Source organism: Succiniclasticum sp., from assembly GCF_056977735.1.
Genome location: NZ_DBMCWA010000023.1, coordinates 1 through 18,604 on the forward strand (window position 1 = coordinate 1; position 18,604 = coordinate 18,604).

Sequence of the window (18,604 nt, forward strand, 5' to 3'; positions counted from 1 at the left end):
GGTTTCTTTTCTCTTCTTGCCATAATAAAAGGCCTCCTATGATTTTATTTTATCATAGAAGACCTATTTTTGCTTTTTACAGACTTTTTTTCATAGTCTCTCCCTAACGCACACAGCGCGGCTTGCAAAAAATGCAGGCCGCGCTGTTATTTTACAAATTTATTTCAATTCTTATTAAAATTTTCCCTGTTCCTTGTAAGTTCTTATGGCCGCCAGTTTGTCATAGAGCGCGGGCCGGTCTTTCCGGATCTCGGTGTCGTGTTTCAGGACGTCCGTCCAGAAATTTTTGGGAACCTCAAACTGGTTGAAGTGCCCGCAATGGGGTTCGTCCGCCAGCATGGAGAAGAGATAATCGATTTCATCGTCTGCCAGGGTCCGCTTGATGCTGAGGGCGCCGTACAGTTTTAACTGCTCCATGGGATCTTCGCAGTTAAATTCAAACGCGCCGTTCCACCATTTCGCGTACGCTTCGAAACCGTTTTTTCCGTCCATTTCATCTGCGACGGCATTCCCCGCGTGATACCCGCACATCATGGCGCCCTGGTTGATGACCTCGATATGGGCCGCGCTGTCGCCGATGGCCAGCACATTGCCGCGATACGGTTTGGCAAGGGATAAATAATTGCAACAGCCGCAGCCCTTGCGCTGGATGATCCGGGCGTTTTTGAGGTTCGGCGTAAGGGGACTGTCTTTTACAAGTTTTTCGAAAAAGGCGGCAGGCCTCATGTCCCCCAGTCCCATAACGGTAAACTCGAGGGCGTCATCGCTTTCGGTGCTTTCGCCCACCATGATTTCCATAAACGGATGATAGACATCGCCGTAATACTGGATCCAGCTGTTGTGGGGGATACCTTCCGTTCCTTCCAGCGTGTATTCACAGGTGAGAGGGATGCCCATACACTGGTAGCCTTTATTCAGACCGAAGATGGACGTGAGCCTGCGGTTCACGCCTTCTGCGATGATCAGCTTTTTCGCTTCCAGCTCATACTGTCCCCTGTCTCCGCGCAGGGTCAGGACGACGGACTTTCCGTTATCCCGGCCTTTGAGGGCCATGGTATTGGTGCGGATCTCCACGCCCGCCTTTTCGCACTGTTCCAAAAGGCCGCGCAAAAGTTCTTTTTTATCGAACTTGAGCGCCGTGGGGCGCAGGTCTTCATATTCAAAGGCGACCCGGTGACCCTTCGGGGAATACATGTAGTTATGAAGGATCGGGACCAGTTTTCCCCGGTACGGAACCTCGAAGCCGTTCTTGGTGAAGACCAGTTTCCCGTCCACGGCCTTCAGCGTTTCCCCTTCGTATCCCTCGTCCAGAACGAACTGGGCGGAACAGGCCCGGTTGACCGTTGTGATATCCCGCTTCATATCGACGATGATTACGTTCAGGCCTTTTTGCGCGGCGGTATACCCTGCCAGGAGACCGGCGGGACCCGCGCCCACGATCAGAAGATCTTTCATCATGGCCGCGCCCTCATCCTTTCTCTTCCGCCGCGATGGCCTGGACAGGGCAGGCTTTTTCGCAGCTTCCGCAGTCCACACAGGCAGCGGGGTCTACATCGTAATAGCCGTCCTCTCCCTGGGAAATCGCCCCCACCGGGCAGAACGTTGCGCAGGTGCCGCAGCCGACACATTCATCAGAGATAACATGAGCCATCGTAAATTCCTCCTCGGTCATCGCAAAAATCTTTGTTTCCGCAATCAAACTTGTCCCATCATATGCATCTTCGCGTAGATTTCCGGCCGCTCCGTCTTGATTTTTTCCGAAGAAAGCCGGATGCAGTCCCAGATCAGCTTCGGGGTCAGGTATTGGCTGTAGGTGCCGTGCAGGTTATGTCCTTCGCAGAGGGAGAAAAGATAATCCAGCTCATCGTCCGTATAGACAAAGGCCAGCGCGTATCCCTTGCTCACTTCCATGTAATCGTCGCTGTTAAACTCAAAGGAATCCTGCCACCATTTCGTATACGCCGCAAACCCCGGTTTGCCTTCCAGTTCCTCCGCAACGGCCGTTGCCGCCCTGTATCCGCACAGGAGTCCCCCCTGGGTTTCCACTTCCACCATGGCGGCGCAGTCGCCGATAGCCATGACATTGCCGCGGCAGGGTTCTTTCATGGCCATGAAAGGTTTCAGCCCGCAGCCGTTCTTCTTGATCAGCTTCGCGTTTTTGAAATGTTTTGCCATGGGGCTCGCGGTGGTGAATTCTTCAAATATCTTCTTTGGCATCAGGCCCGGGGAACCGGTAATGGTCACTTCAAAAATGCCGTCCCCCTCCAGGCTGGGCCCGATGATGCAGGCTGTCTGGGAATGGTACGCATTGCCGTAGTACAGGTTCCAGCTGTTATTCTCAACGCCGGTGATTCCTTCCATAAGGTATTTCATGCTGTAGGCCATGCCCAGGTTCAGCACTTTATCCCCGGCCTGTCCCATACGCTGTTTGTTCAAACCGAACTTGCCGCAGACCGACGCGTTCACGCCCTCGGCAATGATCAGCTTATCGCAGGCCAGGGTGAACTTTTTCCCTTTTTGCCGGAGGGTAAGCTCCACCCCGTTCCCCTTGTCCTTGCCGCCGAGGACCAGGGTCCCCATCATGAATTCGACACCCTTCGCGGCACAGGCATCAAAGAGGCTCTTCAATAAAAACTGCTTGTCAAACTTATAGGAAAAAGGATCCTTCCCATCGTTCCTCGTAAAGCGGATGATGTGATCCTTGGGAGAATGGTAATACTTATTGTAAAGCGGAACCAGCTTCCCGATATACGGAACCTCCAGCCCGCATTTCGTAAAGACCAGCTTCTGCCCTTCGATTTTGAGGACGTCCGCTTCGTATTCGTCGTCGATGATAAACTGCATGGAGCAGGCCCGGTTGAGTTTATCCATGTTGTTCTTCATCTCAATTACGGTGGGCGTGATCCCTCTTTCCGCCAGCTTCAGCGCCGCCATCAGGCCCGCGGGACCCGCGCCCGCGATCACGATGTCTTTTTTCATTGGCTCCTCCTTTTCTACACGCCGAAAACTATTTCATGGAAAAACTTGCGCACATTGTTTTTCCGTTTTCTTCATATATTTCCACGGACAGGCAACTCGCAGGAATTATCTTTCAATTATAGAATAGTATCGCACGTTCCCAGTGTCAAGACTCCGGAAAGGAATATTATCTGGGTTATGTCCTATTTTGTTATAAATAGAAATGTGATAAAATATAATGATAACATGGGGATAGTGTATGCTAAATTTGCCTTTTTTATAAATTAACATGCTTAAAAAATAGTTTAAAAGACTGAGGTGAACCATCTATGACGAAACAGCGAATCCTTCGTATTAAAGAAGAAGCTGGCCGCTGCCTGCTCTGCCATGAGCCAAAGTGTAACGCTGCCTGTCCACATGGGATTGATGTCGGCCGCATTGTGCGGGCGCTGAATTTTGAGAACCGGGTGGGAACCCGGCGTCGCCTGCCGGTCATTCATTATTGTGAAAACTGCAATGCTCCCTGTATGCAGGCATGTCGACGGGGCAAACTGGATGTACCGGTGCGGATTAAGGATTTACTTTGCGATCTTTACGGCCTGCATGTGGAAATACCAAAAACAAAAATCGATCTTTCCGTTGACTTTTGCGGTGTGCACTGCGAGAATCCCTTCTTTTTGTCTTCTTCCGTGGTGGGCAGCAATTATGATATGGTGGCCAAGGCGTTTTCCATGGGCTGGGGCGGCGTCAGCTTCAAAACGATTTCGTTCATGGATATCAGGGAAGTATCCCCACGTTTTTCGGCCTTGTCTAAAGAAGGTCGATCATTTATTGGCTTTAAAAATATAGAACAGCTTTCCGACCATACTTATGAAGAAAATCTTGACTTTCTGCGGCGCCTGAAACAGGATTTCCCAGGCAAGGTCATTATCGCTTCGATTATGGGGCGTAACGAAGAAGAGTGGACGCGCTTGGCCCGGGATATGGAAGCGGTAGGCGTGGACATGATTGAATGTAATTTTTCCTGTCCTCAGATGTCGGGGAAAGGCCTTGGCGCGGAAATCGGAGAAAGCCCGGAACTGACAGCTCGTTACACTGCCGCGGTGCGAAAAGGTACGAAGCTGCCTGTGCTGGCGAAGATGACGCCTAACATTACTCACATGGAAGAACCTGCAAAGGCTGCCGTAGCTGCGGGGGCAGACGGCATTGCTGCCATCAATACGATCCGGAGTATCATGAACATTGATTTGAATACCTTTTTGTCAGAACCGCGGGTGAACGGCCAAAGCATCGAGGGCGGGTATTCGGGCAAAGCAGTGAAACCGATTGCCTTGCGTTTTATCAACGAGATGCGTAAAGATCCGGCGTTGGCGGAAATCCCCATCAGCGGTATGGGCGGCATTGAAAACTGGCGGGACGCCATGGAGTTTTTGCTTATGGGCTGCGGGAACCTGCAGGTTACGACGGCTGTGATGCAATACGGATATCGCATCATTGATGACTTGAAGGAAGGCCTCAGCGATTACCTGGCATTGCGTGGGTTCACAAGAGTGCAGGATGTCGTGGGAATGGCGCTGCCTTACATAGTAACAGCGGAAGAACTTGATCGCAGCAACATCCAGTTCCCGCGTTTTGTGCGGAACGATTGCATTGGCTGCGGACGTTGTTATATTTCCTGCTACGATGGCGGCCATCAGGCAATACGGCTGGATGCCGAGGATAAGCCTGTATTGGATTTACACAAGTGCGTGGGCTGCCATCTTTGTCTTTTGGTGTGTCCCGTTCATGCCATTGAAGCCGGAAAGCGTGTGCAGAAGCATGCAGGTTAAACAGTTGGACAGTGATTTCAGGGCAGTCCTTACTTTTGCGTCAAAGATTGCGACAGAAAGCGTTATGCATAGGAATAAGAAGTAATTGCAGAAAAAAGGAGGAAACAGACAGATGGATTTCTGGCGTGCAAGCAGTTTGGAAGAACAGATAGACGTGGCGGCAGGAAGGCAGGAGGCTGACCTTGTATTAAAGGGGGGCCATGTGTTTAATGTGTTCCTTAGATCCTGGGAGGACGCAGATGTTGCCATCAGCGGCAATAAGATCGTGGGTATCGGCAAGTATACGGGTAAACAGAATCTTGACGTGACGGGCCTGTACCTGACACCGGGGCTGATGGATGCCCACGTGCATTTTGAAAGTTCCATGCTTTCGCCCCGGGAAATGATAAAGGTGCTGCTGCTGAACGGGGTGACCGGCGCTATTACTGACCCTCATGAGATTACCAATGTGTTAGGGGAAAACGGATTCCGGTTTATGCTGGAAGAAACGGCAGGTGTTCCCTTTTCCGCGTACCTGATGGTTCCTTCCTGTGTGCCGGCTACGGATATGGATACGTCTGGCGCGCGGATCACGCCAGAGAACATGGAACGGCTTCGTAACCTGAGCCCGCGGGTGCTGGGGCTGGCGGAAATGATGAACTTCCCCGGAATTCTGTATAAACAACAACTGGAAATGGATAAGCTGAAGCTGTTCTACAAACAGAAAATGGATGGGCATGCGCCCGGCATTACAGATAAAGAACTGAATGCTTATGTTGCGTCCGGTATTACGACGGAGCATGAGTGTGTGACACCTGCCGAAGCTCTGGAGAAAGTGAAACGCGGTATGTACGTGTTCCTCAGGGAAGGCAGCGCGGCCCATAATCTGGTGGATCTGCTTCCGGTTCTTACTAAAGCAGACAACCGGCGTCTGTGCCTGTGCAGTGACGACCGCCATGCAGACGACCTGATAGAGCAGGGCAGCATCAACTATCTGCTGGAGATTGGCGTGGCGCAGGGGTATCATGCAGAAGATCTGATCCCCATGGCGACGCTGAATATTGCCGAGTGTTACGGACTGCCACAGACCGGGGCGCTGGCTCCAGGGTATCTGGCGGATATTGCGGTGTTTGAAAACCTGCAGTCCTTTCAGCCGGTCCATGTGGTGAAGGGAGGCGCAGTGGTAGTAAAAAACCGCAAGCTGTTATGGAAGAGCGACCCGGTACTGAAGATGCCGGGGCAGTCCATGAACATGCCTGCGGTTACGGTAAACGATTTTAAAATTCCTGCAAGGACTGGTCGCAGGATGCGGGTGATCGGCATCAGCCAGACGCAGTTGCTGACCTCGAAGCTGCATCTGGAACCGGCGGTTCGGAATGGCGAGGCTGTCAGCGATACGAAACGGGACATCCTGAAGATGGCAGTGTGTGAACGGCACCACAATACGGGCAACATCGGGCTGGGTTTTGTTTACGGATTTGGCTTGAAGAAGGGCGCTATCGCTACCACGGTAGGGCACGACTCCCATAATTTGTCTGTGGTTGGTACGAACGATGAGGATATGGTGGTTGCCGTGAACCGTTTGCGTGAGATCGGTGGAGGGCTGATTGTCGTGTCGGAAGGGCAGGTAAGGGCTACGGTGCCTCTTGCTATAGCCGGCCTCATGAGCGACCGGGATGCGGTAGCCTTGAATGCACAGATAAGACAGCTGGAATTCTGGGTAAAGGAACTGGGCATACCGGAAGAGTTCAGTACCTTTATGATTCTGGCTTTCCTGTCCCTGCCGGTAATTCCGGAACTTCGGCTGACAGACCGCGGTCTGGTGGACGTGGTGCGCTTCGAACATGTGGATCTTTGGTGCGATTAGGATTTTGGAACTGCCTGTTTTTCTGTTTCCGGCAGCGGCGTCTCGAAGTAGATGCTGCGGCTGGGAAATGCGCAGCTTACGTTGTTTTCTTCCAGAATTTTCATGACTGCCAGATTAAACTTTTCCCGTGCCCTGAGGTAGACGGAATTGTTGGGAGCTTTGGCATAGCATACGATCCGGATGTTTAACGAGCTGTCTCCGAATTCAAAGAAGTTGACATCAATGCCGTCGTTGTAAATTTCGTCCAGGTCTACGCAAAGCTGGCGGATCTGCCGACACACAAGTTCCATCTGTTCCCGGGTGGTGCTGTAGGTAACCCCCAGCATAAACTGGATGCGGTATTTTTGCCGCTGGGTGTAGTTGATGATGGGCGTGTTGCTCAGCAGGTTATTTGGCACATAGACCAGTTCCTGGTAAAACGTACGGATACAGGTGCTGCGAAACGATATTTTTTCCACAATGCCTTCGATGTTATTGGCGGAGATCCAGTCCCCGATGACAAAGGGACGCTCCGTGATGATCACAATGCTGCCGAAAATGTTGGCCAGAGAATCTTTGGCAGCGAAGGCGATGGCCATGGCGCCGATGCCAAGAGACGCGATGAATGCGGTAATGTCATAGTCCCATTCTCTGGCGACCATGACGGTGCCCAACATGACGCACATCATATGTGCCAGGGCAGAGATCAGTTCGGCAATGGTTTCGTCAATATTCAGATTGGAACGTTTCAAAATCTGCATGACCAGCCCGTGACCTGCATCGCACAGGTTATATACGCCCCAGATGAGGCAGATGATCAGGCTGCTGCGCAATATTTTGTCAAAGGCCGGATGTTGGGAAAACGGATTCAGGGGGCTGAGTACGATAAACGCATAAAAGGCCAGGATCCACAGATAAGTCTGGATGGGATGATTGAAAGCCTTGAAGAAGTCATCGATAAAATCGTAATGGTACCGCTCTTTTAAATGCGCTGTCAGGCTCAGGATAAAGGATCGGTAGCAGATGCGGAACAGTAAAATAAACGCACAGGTCAGGATGGAAGCTCTCCATTCCGGCCAGGCTGCAATCCAGAACTCCGGCGTCAGGATGGTTGCAGCCGTGGAAGAAACCGTAGCAATAGCAGTGGTAAAAAATTCAGACATGTGAACCCTTCTTTTCCAATTTTTTTGTTCTTAATTACGTATGCTATACAATTATAGCAATCCGGATAACATTTTTAAAGTTTCTTTTCAATTTTTTGGAATAAAAGTTCATGATATGTAAAGGGTCGAAGGGATAATTCCTGTCTTTCTATTGGGGAGAGTATGTGTTATAATAGCACCTAACATGCGCCGTACTGTCTTCACAATTAATACGGCTGATTTCAGGTAACAATAATGGACTGGGAACGGATCATATTAGTATTTACGGATATCCTGCTGCCGCTGGCGGCGGGATATTTTTTAAAAATTCATACCCTGCTGCCGCAAAAGGCCTGCGACTGGCTGATCAGGTTCAATGTGATTGTGATGGTGACGTTGCTGACGCTGATGAGCTTCTGGGTGCTGCCACTTTCCGCGCAGCTGCTCTGGCTGCCCATCATCGGGATACTGATCACGGCAGTGCCCGGTTTCATTGGGGCAAAATGTTTTGCGGACCGTTTTGATAACGAGCTGGATCGGGGAGCTTTCGTGATTTCCGCCATGCTTTCCAATATCGGAACCATCGGCGGCCTCTGCGCTTTCATCCTGTATGGGGAAGAGGGCTTTGCTTACGTACAGCTGGTGGCTGCGCCCCAGAATATCTTGATGGTGGCAGCCGCGTTTCCCATGGCCAAGTATTATTATGAAAAGCATCAGGCGACAACAAAGCAGGCAAAGCTGCGGCTCAGCTTCCGGGAGATGTTCATCACCTGGAACCAGGTTGGGATCCTGGGCATGGTTGCCGGTATACTGCTGCAGCTTTACGGCATCGAACGACCGCCGGTACTGGGTGTGCTGTTCCATAATCTGGTGCATGTGCTGGCCTGGGTATCCCTGTTGCCGGTAGGTTACCTGATTGATTTCAGCCGGGCGCGGTTTTATTACCGGCAGGTCGTCAGTATGCTGTGGCTGCGTTTTGTCATTGTGCCCGCGTTGTTTTATCTGTTGTTTAAATTGCTGTTTACCGATCAGGTGCTGCTGGGTTCGCTGCTGATACTTGCGGCGACGCCGGCGGCTATCAATTCGGTGATTACCGCGCAGTTGTATAAATTGAATGTAGATATAACCATCGCAGCTTTTTTACTGACCACGGTGGTGTTTGTGCTGCTGGTGTTCCCGCTGTTCTTTTTCTATATCCATTTTGGCGGGTCATTGTAAGGAACCACTGGTTTCGTTCGGTTGTCTGGTTCGCGGCCCATGAAAAAAATCCGGCACCATGCAGGCGTAGTACAGCGCTGTTCTGTGAATATTTTGTGTCTTTCCCGGGAGTTCACACTTCTTTCATTTTTTCTTCTTCCTACTGTGCTATAATGAGTTTCGTCCAAAGGGGAATGACAGGAAAGGCGGGGCACCTGTGTTCCGTTTTATCTTTTTTGATATGTAAGCAGGAAACAGTGAGACGTTTGGGAAAGGAGCTTCGATGGAACAGATTTTTTCCAATCTGGCAGATTCGTATATGCTGGAATGGCTGGCTGCTGTTGTTCTGATTTTAGTGGCGGTGGCTATGTCCCTGTTCGATTTGCCGGGCAACACGCTGATGGTGGGAAGCTGTCTGGGTTTTGCGTTCTACGATCCGTCCAAGTATTTTGATATCCGCATCATCTCGGCTGTGATTTTGATTTACGCATTAGGGGAGATCTGGGAATTTGTTCTGTCCTTCTTTGGGATTAAAAGGAAGGTCAAAGACATCTCCTGGTGGGGCGTTCTGCTCATTGGCTGCGGAACCTTTGTGGGCACGGTTATGGGAACTACGGCATTTCCCGTGGCGGGCAGCGTGATCGGCGGTGCCATTGGCGCGTTTGTGATGGCCTATCTGTATGAGTACATGCGTTCTCACAATTTACAGCACGCAGGGGCGCTGGCGTGGCAGGCGGCCAGGATGCAGTTTGTGGCCATGCTTGGCAAACTGGTGGCAACCTTTGCGATGGCAATTCTGTTGGCCAAGCAGATTTTCTTTTACGCGTAACGGGCAGAGCCGGTAAAAATAGTATAATTGTTACAGATTTTATCGGCTTATGCCGTAAAAATGAAAATAAATTGCAATAATTTGATCTTTGGCTTGGATTTTAACGGCAGTATGCTAAAATGAGTGGGACAGAGTATTCTGTCCCGTTTTTTATTTTGGAGGTGTGTTATGGATTTAAAAAATAAAATTGTGGTTTGCAGCGGGAAGATCCGTCCCGTGGCGTTGGAATATCTGCAGGATAAGGTGATGCTGAAAAGCTGGCAGGAACGGGGCCGGATACCGGAACCACAGTGGACGGAATGGCTGCAGGAGGCAGATGCACTGTATTCTTCCGGCAATGTCCGTATTGATGAAGCGCTGTTGGAAAAAGCGCCGAAGCTGCAGGTAGTGGCCCAGGCTTCGGTGGGGTATGATAATTTTGACGTGGAGGCCTGCCGCTCCCGTAACGTAAAGATTGGCAACACGCCGGGGGTACTGGTGAATGCGGTAGCGGATATTGCGTATGGTCTGCTGATTGATACAGCCCGGGGCATCGTGCGGGGGCATCTGCATACAAAGAGCGGAATGTGGGGGGAACGGAAGGCCCTGGGCCTGGGTATTGATCTGTACGGAAAAACCCTTGGCGTGGTGGGTTTCGGCGATATCGGCAGCGCCATTGCAAAACGGGCGCAGGCCAGCGGCATGCGCGTCATTTACCATAACCGCAACCGTCGGCTGAACGATACTGCATTAGGCGCACGGTATGTTTCGTGGGAAGAGCTGCTGCAGACTTCTGATTTTATCGCGGTGGCGGTTACACTGAATCCGACAACGGAAGGCATGTTTAACGAAGCGGCGTTTGCAGCCATGAAAGATGGTGTGCGTTTTGTGAATATATCCCGGGGCAGGGTGGTAGACTCAGATGCGCTGTATCATGCGTTGAAGAGCGGAAAGGTGGCGGCGGCCGGGCTGGATGTGACGGAACCGGAACCCCTGCCGGGAGACCATCCCCTGCTGACGCTTCCCAATATTACGGTAACGCCCCACATGGCTTCGGCTACGGAGGAGACCCGGGATGAAATGGCGCTGGTTACGGCGCAGAATATTATCGCTGCCCTGGCCGGGCAGCCCATGTTAGCACAGGTGAAATAAAATTGGCATGGAAACTTTGCCTGCACGGTGTGCGGGTCGCCCATCCGGAAACCTTTACGGAAGATGTGGCGAAGCTGCTGAAACGCACCGTAAAGCAGGGAAAACTGCGAGAAAAAGAATATGGCGAAAATCGAAGCGCCCGGTATCGCCGTAACAGGCTGCAGGGTGGACCGCTGGCGCCCTTTACGGTGCGGGTGATGGAAGGTATTGTTCTGGTAAATTCCCATCTTTTTGATTTGTTCGATGTCGAGTTCCGGTACCGTGCAGGCAGTGAAGAGCAGGTACTGGAAGCCGTGCAGGCTTTGCTTTCCGGCGGCGACGAATTCGTAATGGCGGAGCCGGATCTGAAGCTGCGCCTTGCGGCCATGGCAGGCCGGCCCTATCCGCAGGTGGACGGAGCGGTGGGATGGCTGAAAGCGATGCGTCAATATCTGTACTGGCAGGTTTTCATAATCAGCTGGTTCTGGCATCTGCTGTACAAGGAGCCTGCGAATAAATTGCTGGTACGCCAACTGCGTGTGAAGATCCGCCGGCTTCGTTCCTGCCTGGTGTTTTTCAGGGAGGGCCTGCCCGGGGATATGGCTGCACAGTGGCAACAGTTTTTCCGGGAAGAGGCTGAGGTCCTTTCCAATATGCGGGAGCTGGATGTGGCGGCACAGGCCTGTGTACGGCAGCTTGGCACGGCAGCGGAGGAAGGCGCAACATCGCCTTCGTTGTTGCTGGACGTGTTTTTGTCGTTGCGGCAGGACGAACAGGACAAATATTTTTTGCATACGTTTTTGCATCAGCATACGGAGAAACTGGCGGAGTTTATGCTCTGGCTGAACCGGTTGCAGGGTGCCGCCTTTAAGGAGGCAGGAAAAGAACCGGTCCGGCGTTATGTGGCGCGCCGGACGGAAGCGTGGTGTAAACAGATGCTTGCCCTCAATAAAAAGTATCCGGATTTTTCTGATATGGATGACCTGCACAAGGTGCGTATCAAGGTGAAACGGTTCCGGTACGTGACCCAGACGATCGGTCTGGTCCGGCTGCCCGTTGACCTGTTACGGCAGATGAAGCAGTTGCAGGATGTGTTGGGCCTGCTGCATGACGATTACGTCAATGCGTATTGGGCCCGGGGGATTGCGCTGCAGCATCCGGAAGAGGAGGCGCTGCAGAAACAGATCCAGTCGTTTTTAAGCTGGCAGAGCGCCCGTTCCGAATCGTCTCTTGCAGTGATCTCGGAAATGTGGGAGCACTTTTTGCAGATGCTGAAAGAAAAATGAAATAAAATGTAAAGACAAATTGAAATAATCAGCAGAATCATGTAAAATAGATAAATAAATAAACAATAAGGAAGAGGAGGATATATAAATGGCTGTCGTGAAAAAAGGCGAATTACCAAGCGTGATCCACAACAATGAGTGCTCTGAGGCAATTGTAAAATGGGGGAATGCAAACGGCTACCCGCTGATCAAGGCGAAAATGTTTGATGCAATGGGCACGTATGTTGGCTTTTCCAAAAACTATTTTATTAAAGCAGACCGTCGACCGCCTATCCCGGGAGGCTGGGAATTAACAGTTGAAGAATTTGAACCGGAGACCCGTATTATTCCGCTGAACACGGATAAAGAAGGTGTAGTAAACCGTTTTGTCCTGAAAATGGTGGAAGAGTTTGAAAAGGAAGGCCTGGAAATGAAACTGGCCGACACATGGTATGATTCCTACGGGTATGTACTGCGCGACCTAAGCGTAACCGGACATCCGCTGCTGATCAATAATTTTGAGGATATTATTGAAAATATGCGGTAATCGTGTATCGTTTTGAAAAGCGCGGCTTCTGTAAAGCGGCGCTTTTATTTTTTAGGGTTTTGTGGTACACTGTCCATATATCATTTTCAGTTCCAAAATTTTGAATTTTGAGGGGTTTTGATCATGGGTTCAAATCTGTTTTATATTGTGGCGACCATTGCGTTTTACCTGATTTTTGTTTTATTGATTGGTTTTTATTATGCAAAGAAGAATGAATCGGCTTCCGATTTCTATCTGGGAGGCAGGCAGTTAGGGCCGCTGGTAACGGCTATGAGCGCGGAAGCTTCGGACATGTCCAGCTGGCTGCTGATGGGCCTGCCGGGGGTAGCCTATCTGTGTGGCTCGGCGGATGTGGCCTGGACCAGTATCGGCCTGGCGGTAGGCACGTACCTGAACTGGCTGTTTGTGGCTAAACGGCTGCGAATCTACACGCGTATTACGGACTCCTTTACACTGCCTCAGTTCTTTTCCGCGCGGTTCCATGATGACCGTCATATCCTGACCGCTTTTGCGGCGGCAATTATCGTTATTTTCTTTATCCCGTACACCGCTTCCGGCTTCGCGGCCTGCGGCAAGCTATTCGGAACCCTGTTTGGCGCGGACTACATGACGGCCATGATTATTTCGGCTGTGGTCATTGTATCTTATACGGCAGCAGGCGGCTTTCTGGCAGCGTCCACCACGGACTTTGTCCAGAGCATCATCATGACATTCGCCCTGCTGTTCGTACTGCTTTATTCCACCTCAATGGTGGGCGGCATAGACGCAGTGCTGGATAATGCCAAAGCGCTGCCGGGGTATCTCGCCCTTACGGAAACTTATTCAGTGAAGACCAACAGCGCGGCGCCTTACACTTTGCTGACCATCGTTTCTACCATGGCCTGGGGTCTCGGCTATTTTGGCATGCCTCATATTCTGCTCCGTTTTATGGCCATTGAAGACGAAAATAAACTGGCCGTGTCCCGCCGGGTCGCTTCTGTCTGGGTCGTCATCGCCATGTTCATAGCTATTGCCATCGGTATCGTGGGCAAAACCATGACCGGTGCCGGTCTGGTGAAGAACCTGACGGACGCCAATACGGAAACCATCATTATCCAGATTGCCAATACCATCGCGGAACACGGTGCGCTGATGGCCATCGGGGCCGGCCTGGTTCTGGCGGGTATTCTGGCCAGCACCATGTCTACGGCAGATTCCCAGTTGCTGGCGGCAGCTTCCAGCGTAAGCCAGGATATTCTGCAGGGTACCGTGCGGGCCAATTCGGATAAAAAGGCCCTGAGCAAAAAACAGAGCATGTTTGCGGCCCGGATCACGGTTATCGTGATTGCGATACTGGCTGTCATTATCGCCCGGGATCCCGGCAGTTATGTATTTAAAATCGTGGCGTTCTCCTGGGCGGGTTTCGGCGCGTCCTTCGGGCCTCTGGTGCTGGCGTCCCTGTTCTGGAAGCGGACCACTTTTGAAGGGGCGTTGTCCGGCATGGTAGCCGGTGGCGTCATGATTTTCGTCTGGAAGTTCCTGGTTGCGCCTATGGGCGGTATCTGGGGAATCTACGAACTGTTGCCGGCATTTTTGGTGAGCCTGGCAGTCCTGATCGGGGTCAGCCTGATAACTACGCCGGACGAAGAGGTCATGAAGGAATTTGAAGAGATGGAACAGTCTTTATAACATTGCAGAGGTAACACTGCAATGCGTTTTTGTCATGAATCTGTACGTACAAACTGTCACCGGGCAGTACGATTTTGTATGACCCGTGACAGTTTTTACTAAGAAATTTATGAAATCCAAGAAGCGAGCCCGGAGGCTGCATGCAGAAAGCAATAATTACAGTGTCGGGCGTTTCCCGCAACAGTGACGGGACGACCCGGCTGGAAACGGTGAACTCCGGAACCTTTATTGAAAAAAACGGGTACTGTTATGCCCGGTATGAGGAAACGGAAGCTTCTGGCCTGGCGGGGACGACCACCACGGTCAAGTGGAACGCATCCCAGGTTTCCCTGATCCGGCACGGTGCGTATGAAATGCATCAGGAATTTGCGGAAGGTGGCAGTTACACCGGAGATTACCGGACGCCGTACCTGATGATCCCCATTGAAACGAAAACAAAGAAGGTGCGCGTCAAAAAGCTGCCCTATGGCTGGAAGATACAGCTGGAATACGATCTTGTCTATGCGGCTGCGGATGTAAACCGGATGAGCACGGCAATTACAGTAGATTTAAGATAGTTGATTTGGGGAGACACAGGTTTAATGAGTTTATGCGATGACCGTGCATACGAATAAATCAGGGTTTTCCTTAAGAAAGATGAACAGATAAATGGAGGATTAAGAGCGTGGACATAAAGACCATTTTGGCTGACGCAATTATAAAAACAGCAGAGGCTGCCATTGCTGACGGTGTCGTGAAAGGTGGCACGCTGCCGGAGGTGCAGCTGACGGTGCCGCCCAAGAAAGAGTTCGGCGATTTCGCCACCAATTTTGCCATGCAGTCGGCCCGGGCGCTGCGCTGCAATCCGCGCGTGCTGGCCCAGTATATTGTGGAGCATCTGGACTGCGCCTATGTAAATAAAATGGAAATTGCCGGGCCGGGCTTTCTGAATTTTTATCTGAATCCGGACTGGGTGTACGATATGCTGGCCCACATTGTGGAAGCCGGGGAGAATTACGGCAACCTGCCCAAAGCTTCTGACGAGAAGATCCAGGTGGAATATGTCAGCGCCAATCCGACCGGTCCCCTGCATGTAGGGCACGGCCGGGGCGCAGCGGTAGGCAGCGCGCTGTCCAATCTGCTGAAAGCAGCCGGTTACGATGTGGAGCAGGAATATTACATCAACGATGCGGGCAACCAGATGAACAACCTGGCCCGTTCCGTCAACGCCCGGTATCTGGAACTGCTGGGGCAGCCCTGTGAATTCCCGGACGACGGCTATCACGGTCACGACATTATTGATACGGCCCAGCGCATCATCAACAAGTACGGGGATCGTTTCCTGCAGATGGATGAAGCGCAGCGGCTGGAAGAGTTCAAAACCATTGCCTATCAGGAAAAGCTGGCGGCGCTGAGGGAAGATCTGGAACGTTTTAATGTTCATTTTGATGTGTGGTTCAGTGAGAAGACACTGCACGAGGCAGATAAAATTAAGGAAGCCTGTGATTATCTGCTGGAAAAAGGATATATGGAAAAGCGGGATGGTGCGTTGTGGCTGAAATCTACGGAATTCGGCGATGACAAAGACCGGGTGGTAATCCGTGACAACGGCGTACCCACGTATTTCGCGGCGGATATTGCATACCATACCAATAAATTCAACCGGGGCTTTGACCGGGTCATTAACCTGTGGGGCGCGGACCATCACGGGTATATTGCCCGGATGAAGGCGGCCATGCAGTGCATGGGCTTTAAGCCGGAACAGCTGGAAATTCTGGTGCTGCAGATGGTGCGCCTGCTGCGGGACGGGCAGGAAGTGAAGATGTCCAAGCGGACCGGCCAGAGCGTAACGCTGAACGAACTGATCGATGAAGTCGGCACAGATGCAGCCCGGTTCTTCTTTGTGATGCGTTCTATCGACAGCCAGCTGGATTTCGATCTGGATCTGGCGGTTAAAAAATCCAATGACAACCCGGTATTCTATGTGCAGTATGCCCATGCTCGGATCTGCAGCATTATGCGGCAGGTGGCGGAGGCAGGCATCACCGTGCGGGGTACTGGCAACTATAAACTGCTGACGGAACCGGTGGAAGTAGACCTGATCAAAAAGCTGGGCGGGTATCCGGAAATGCTGGCGGAAGCGGCAAAGGAACGGGCGGTGCAGCAGGTGGCCCATTATGTGTACGACCTGGCCGGTCTGTTCCATTCTGCCTACAATCAGTGCCGTATCCTGGGCGTGAACGAAGAACTGCAGCAGGCGCGGCTGGCCATGGTTATGGCTGTGGGACATGTGATCCGTCACGCTTTGTCTATTTTGGGCGTATCCGCTCCGGAAAAAATGTAACATGCAGCCGGTAAATCAGGAATATTTTACGGATTTTGCAAGGCTGTAAATTTTGACTTGAGTTTCCTTGATTTTATTTCTATAATAGTGATAAATGTAATTTATTTTTGCGAACGGGAATTGTATATGTAAAGTGTTTTGGTCGGCAAAGTATACGATTACGGATCAGAAGGGACGGGTATAGCAATGGCTACCAAGTATATTTTCGTGACAGGCGGCGTGGTTTCTTCATTGGGAAAGGGAATCACCGCGGCTTCTTTGGGCCGTTTATTGAAGAGCAGAGGATATAAGGTTACGGTACAGAAATTTGATCCGTATATTAACATTGACCCGGGTACCATGAGCCCGTATCAGCATGGGGAAGTATTCGTTACAGACGATGGGGCCGAAACAGATCTGGATCTGGGCCATTATGAACGTTTTATTGACATCAACCTGTCCAAGAGTTCCAATGTGACGACCGGAAAAATTTACCAGTCTGTGATTACGAAAGAACGGCGGGGCGATTATCTGGGCGGTACGGTGCAGGTCATTCCCCATATTACCAATGAAATTAAATCCCGGGTGTTCCGGGTAGGCAATAATGACAATGCGGATTTCGTGATCACGGAAATCGGCGGCACGGTGGGCGATATTGAAAGCCTGCCGTTTCTGGAAGCGATCCGCCAGGTAAAAAAGGATGTGGGCAAGAATGATGTGCTGTACATCCATGTGACGCTGGTTCCGTATATCGGCGCAGCCGGGGAGCTGAAAACGAAGCCCACCCAGCACAGCGTCAAGGAACTGCGCAGCATCGGTATTACGCCGGATATCCTGGTATGCCGCAGCGAGCATCCCATGTCCGAGGATATGATTGCCAAGCTGGCCATGTTCTGTGACGTGGACAAGGAAGCGGTCATCCAGAACCTGACGGCCAAGAGCATTTACGAAGTGCCGCAGCTGCTGGAAGAACAGCACATGGATGATATTGTTCTGCAGAAGCTGGATATGCCATTAAAACCGAAGGATATGTCCGGCTGGCACGACATGGTGAAACGGATTCTGAAACATTACGACAAGAAGGTGACTATTGCCGTCGTTGGCAAATACGTAGAACTGCAGGACGCCTATATCAGTATCACGGAGTCTCTGAAGCATGCGGCCCTGCATAATGAAGCAGAGCTGGATATCCGCTGGGTAAATGCGGAGCATATTGAAGCGAAAGATACCGATCTGGACGAAGTATTTAAAGGTGTAGGTGGCATTCTGGTTCCCGGAGGCTTTGGCGACCGGGGGATCGAAGGGAAAATTTCCGCTGTACGTTACGCCCGTGAACACAAAATCCCGTTCTTTGGCATCTGTCTGGGCATGCAGTGCGCGGTCATTGAGTTCGCAAGGAATGTCTGCGGCCTGAAAGACGCCAACAGCAGCGAGTTCAAGGCTGAGGTTCCGGCGGTGATCGACCTGATGCCGGATCAGGTTGACATTGAAGACAAAGGCGGTACCATGCGCCTGGGTCTGTATCCCTGCAAGGTATATCCAGGCACCCTGACGGATAAAGCGTACGGACAGCCGCTGGTGTATGAACGTCATCGTCACCGTTATGAATTTAATAATGAATACAGGGACGTTCTGACTGAACACGGTCTAGTGCTGGGCGGCATTTCCCCGGACGACCGTCTGGTAGAAATTGTAGAACTTCCGCAGACGGAACATCCCTGGTTCCTGGGCTGCCAGTTCCATCCGGAATTCAAATCCCGACCTACAAAAGCACACCCGTTGTTCCGTGACTTTATTGCGGCAGCGTTAACGCTTGAAAAATAGGTAGATCCAGACCCTCACTCTGAACATGGTTTTGGAGTGAGGGTGTTTTTTAGAAAAGATACTGTGACACATGACTTTAATTGCCGAATATCTCACGGCATGGTCTGG

The 18,604-nt window shown here is 51.3% G+C and carries 15 protein-coding genes; 11 read left to right on the forward strand and 4 right to left on the reverse strand.

Features of this window, described 5'->3' with window-relative positions; translation table 11 throughout:
* Positions 1-174 precede the first annotated feature (174 nt).
* The 3 genes from ACZOWY_RS10895 to ACZOWY_RS10905 are packed head-to-tail and all read right to left on the reverse strand — an operon-like array spanning position 175 to position 2,979.
* Entirely contained in the window at positions 175-1,458 is a 1,284-nt protein-coding gene (locus ACZOWY_RS10895) for an FAD-dependent oxidoreductase (RefSeq protein ID WP_484397619.1), read from the reverse strand.
* A gap of 10 nt (positions 1,459-1,468) precedes the next feature.
* The gene (locus ACZOWY_RS10900; RefSeq protein WP_484397622.1) at positions 1,469-1,651 is read right to left on the reverse strand and encodes a DUF362 domain-containing protein; all 183 of its coding nucleotides are present in this window, start codon (positions 1,649-1,651) and stop codon (positions 1,469-1,471) included.
* A gap of 44 nt (positions 1,652-1,695) precedes the next feature.
* Positions 1,696-2,979: an FAD-dependent monooxygenase gene (locus ACZOWY_RS10905; protein WP_484397627.1), complete on the reverse strand. Its 1,284-nt coding sequence runs from the start codon at positions 2,977-2,979 to the stop codon at positions 1,696-1,698.
* Between the two features lie 308 nt (positions 2,980-3,287).
* On the opposite strand from ACZOWY_RS10905, the gene preA reads away from it, so the two are divergent.
* A complete protein-coding gene (gene preA, locus ACZOWY_RS10910) occupies positions 3,288-4,787 on the forward strand; it encodes an NAD-dependent dihydropyrimidine dehydrogenase subunit PreA (protein WP_484397632.1) in 1,500 nt (499 codons plus the stop codon).
* A 112-nt stretch (positions 4,788-4,899) separates the two neighbouring features.
* Positions 4,900-6,633: an adenine deaminase gene (gene ade / locus ACZOWY_RS10915; protein ID WP_484397636.1), complete on the forward strand. Its 1,734-nt coding sequence runs from the start codon at positions 4,900-4,902 to the stop codon at positions 6,631-6,633.
* On the opposite strand, the gene ACZOWY_RS10920 is transcribed toward ade, so the two are convergent.
* Positions 6,630-7,775: a mechanosensitive ion channel family protein gene (locus tag ACZOWY_RS10920; RefSeq protein WP_484397642.1), complete on the reverse strand. Its 1,146-nt coding sequence runs from the start codon at positions 7,773-7,775 to the stop codon at positions 6,630-6,632. The two genes, ade and ACZOWY_RS10920, sit on opposite strands and share 4 nt — an antisense overlap.
* Positions 7,776-8,009: 234 nt before the next feature.
* Here ACZOWY_RS10920 and ACZOWY_RS10925 point away from each other — a divergent pair, with 234 nt between their 5' ends.
* The 9 genes from ACZOWY_RS10925 to ACZOWY_RS10965 all read left to right on the forward strand — a co-directional run bounded on the left by ACZOWY_RS10925 (position 8,010) and on the right by ACZOWY_RS10965 (position 18,496).
* Positions 8,010-8,972: an AEC family transporter gene (locus ACZOWY_RS10925; protein ID WP_484397646.1), complete on the forward strand. Its 963-nt coding sequence runs from the start codon at positions 8,010-8,012 to the stop codon at positions 8,970-8,972.
* A gap of 262 nt (positions 8,973-9,234) precedes the next feature.
* A complete protein-coding gene (locus ACZOWY_RS10930; protein ID WP_484397651.1) occupies positions 9,235-9,780 on the forward strand; it encodes a DUF456 domain-containing protein in 546 nt (181 codons plus the stop codon).
* A 168-nt stretch (positions 9,781-9,948) separates the two neighbouring features.
* Positions 9,949-10,911: a 2-hydroxyacid dehydrogenase gene (locus ACZOWY_RS10935; protein ID WP_484397655.1), complete on the forward strand. Its 963-nt coding sequence runs from the start codon at positions 9,949-9,951 to the stop codon at positions 10,909-10,911.
* Between the two features lie 2 nt (positions 10,912-10,913).
* The gene (locus ACZOWY_RS10940; RefSeq protein ID WP_484397660.1) at positions 10,914-12,176 is read left to right on the forward strand and encodes a CHAD domain-containing protein; all 1,263 of its coding nucleotides are present in this window, start codon (positions 10,914-10,916) and stop codon (positions 12,174-12,176) included.
* Between the two features lie 88 nt (positions 12,177-12,264).
* Positions 12,265-12,702 (forward strand): hypothetical protein, encoded by a 438-nt coding sequence (locus ACZOWY_RS10945; protein WP_484397665.1) that lies wholly within the window; start codon positions 12,265-12,267, stop codon positions 12,700-12,702.
* Between the two features lie 123 nt (positions 12,703-12,825).
* Positions 12,826-14,370 (forward strand): sodium/proline symporter, encoded by a 1,545-nt coding sequence (locus ACZOWY_RS10950; RefSeq protein ID WP_484397670.1) that lies wholly within the window; start codon positions 12,826-12,828, stop codon positions 14,368-14,370.
* A 140-nt stretch (positions 14,371-14,510) separates the two neighbouring features.
* Positions 14,511-14,927: a YwiB family protein gene (locus ACZOWY_RS10955; RefSeq protein ID WP_484397676.1), complete on the forward strand. Its 417-nt coding sequence runs from the start codon at positions 14,511-14,513 to the stop codon at positions 14,925-14,927.
* A 107-nt stretch (positions 14,928-15,034) separates the two neighbouring features.
* Entirely contained in the window at positions 15,035-16,693 is a 1,659-nt protein-coding gene (gene argS, locus ACZOWY_RS10960; protein ID WP_484397682.1) for an arginine--tRNA ligase, read from the forward strand.
* A gap of 186 nt (positions 16,694-16,879) precedes the next feature.
* Entirely contained in the window at positions 16,880-18,496 is a 1,617-nt protein-coding gene (locus ACZOWY_RS10965) for a CTP synthase (RefSeq protein WP_484397751.1), read from the forward strand.
* Positions 18,497-18,604: the final 108 nt, after the last annotated feature.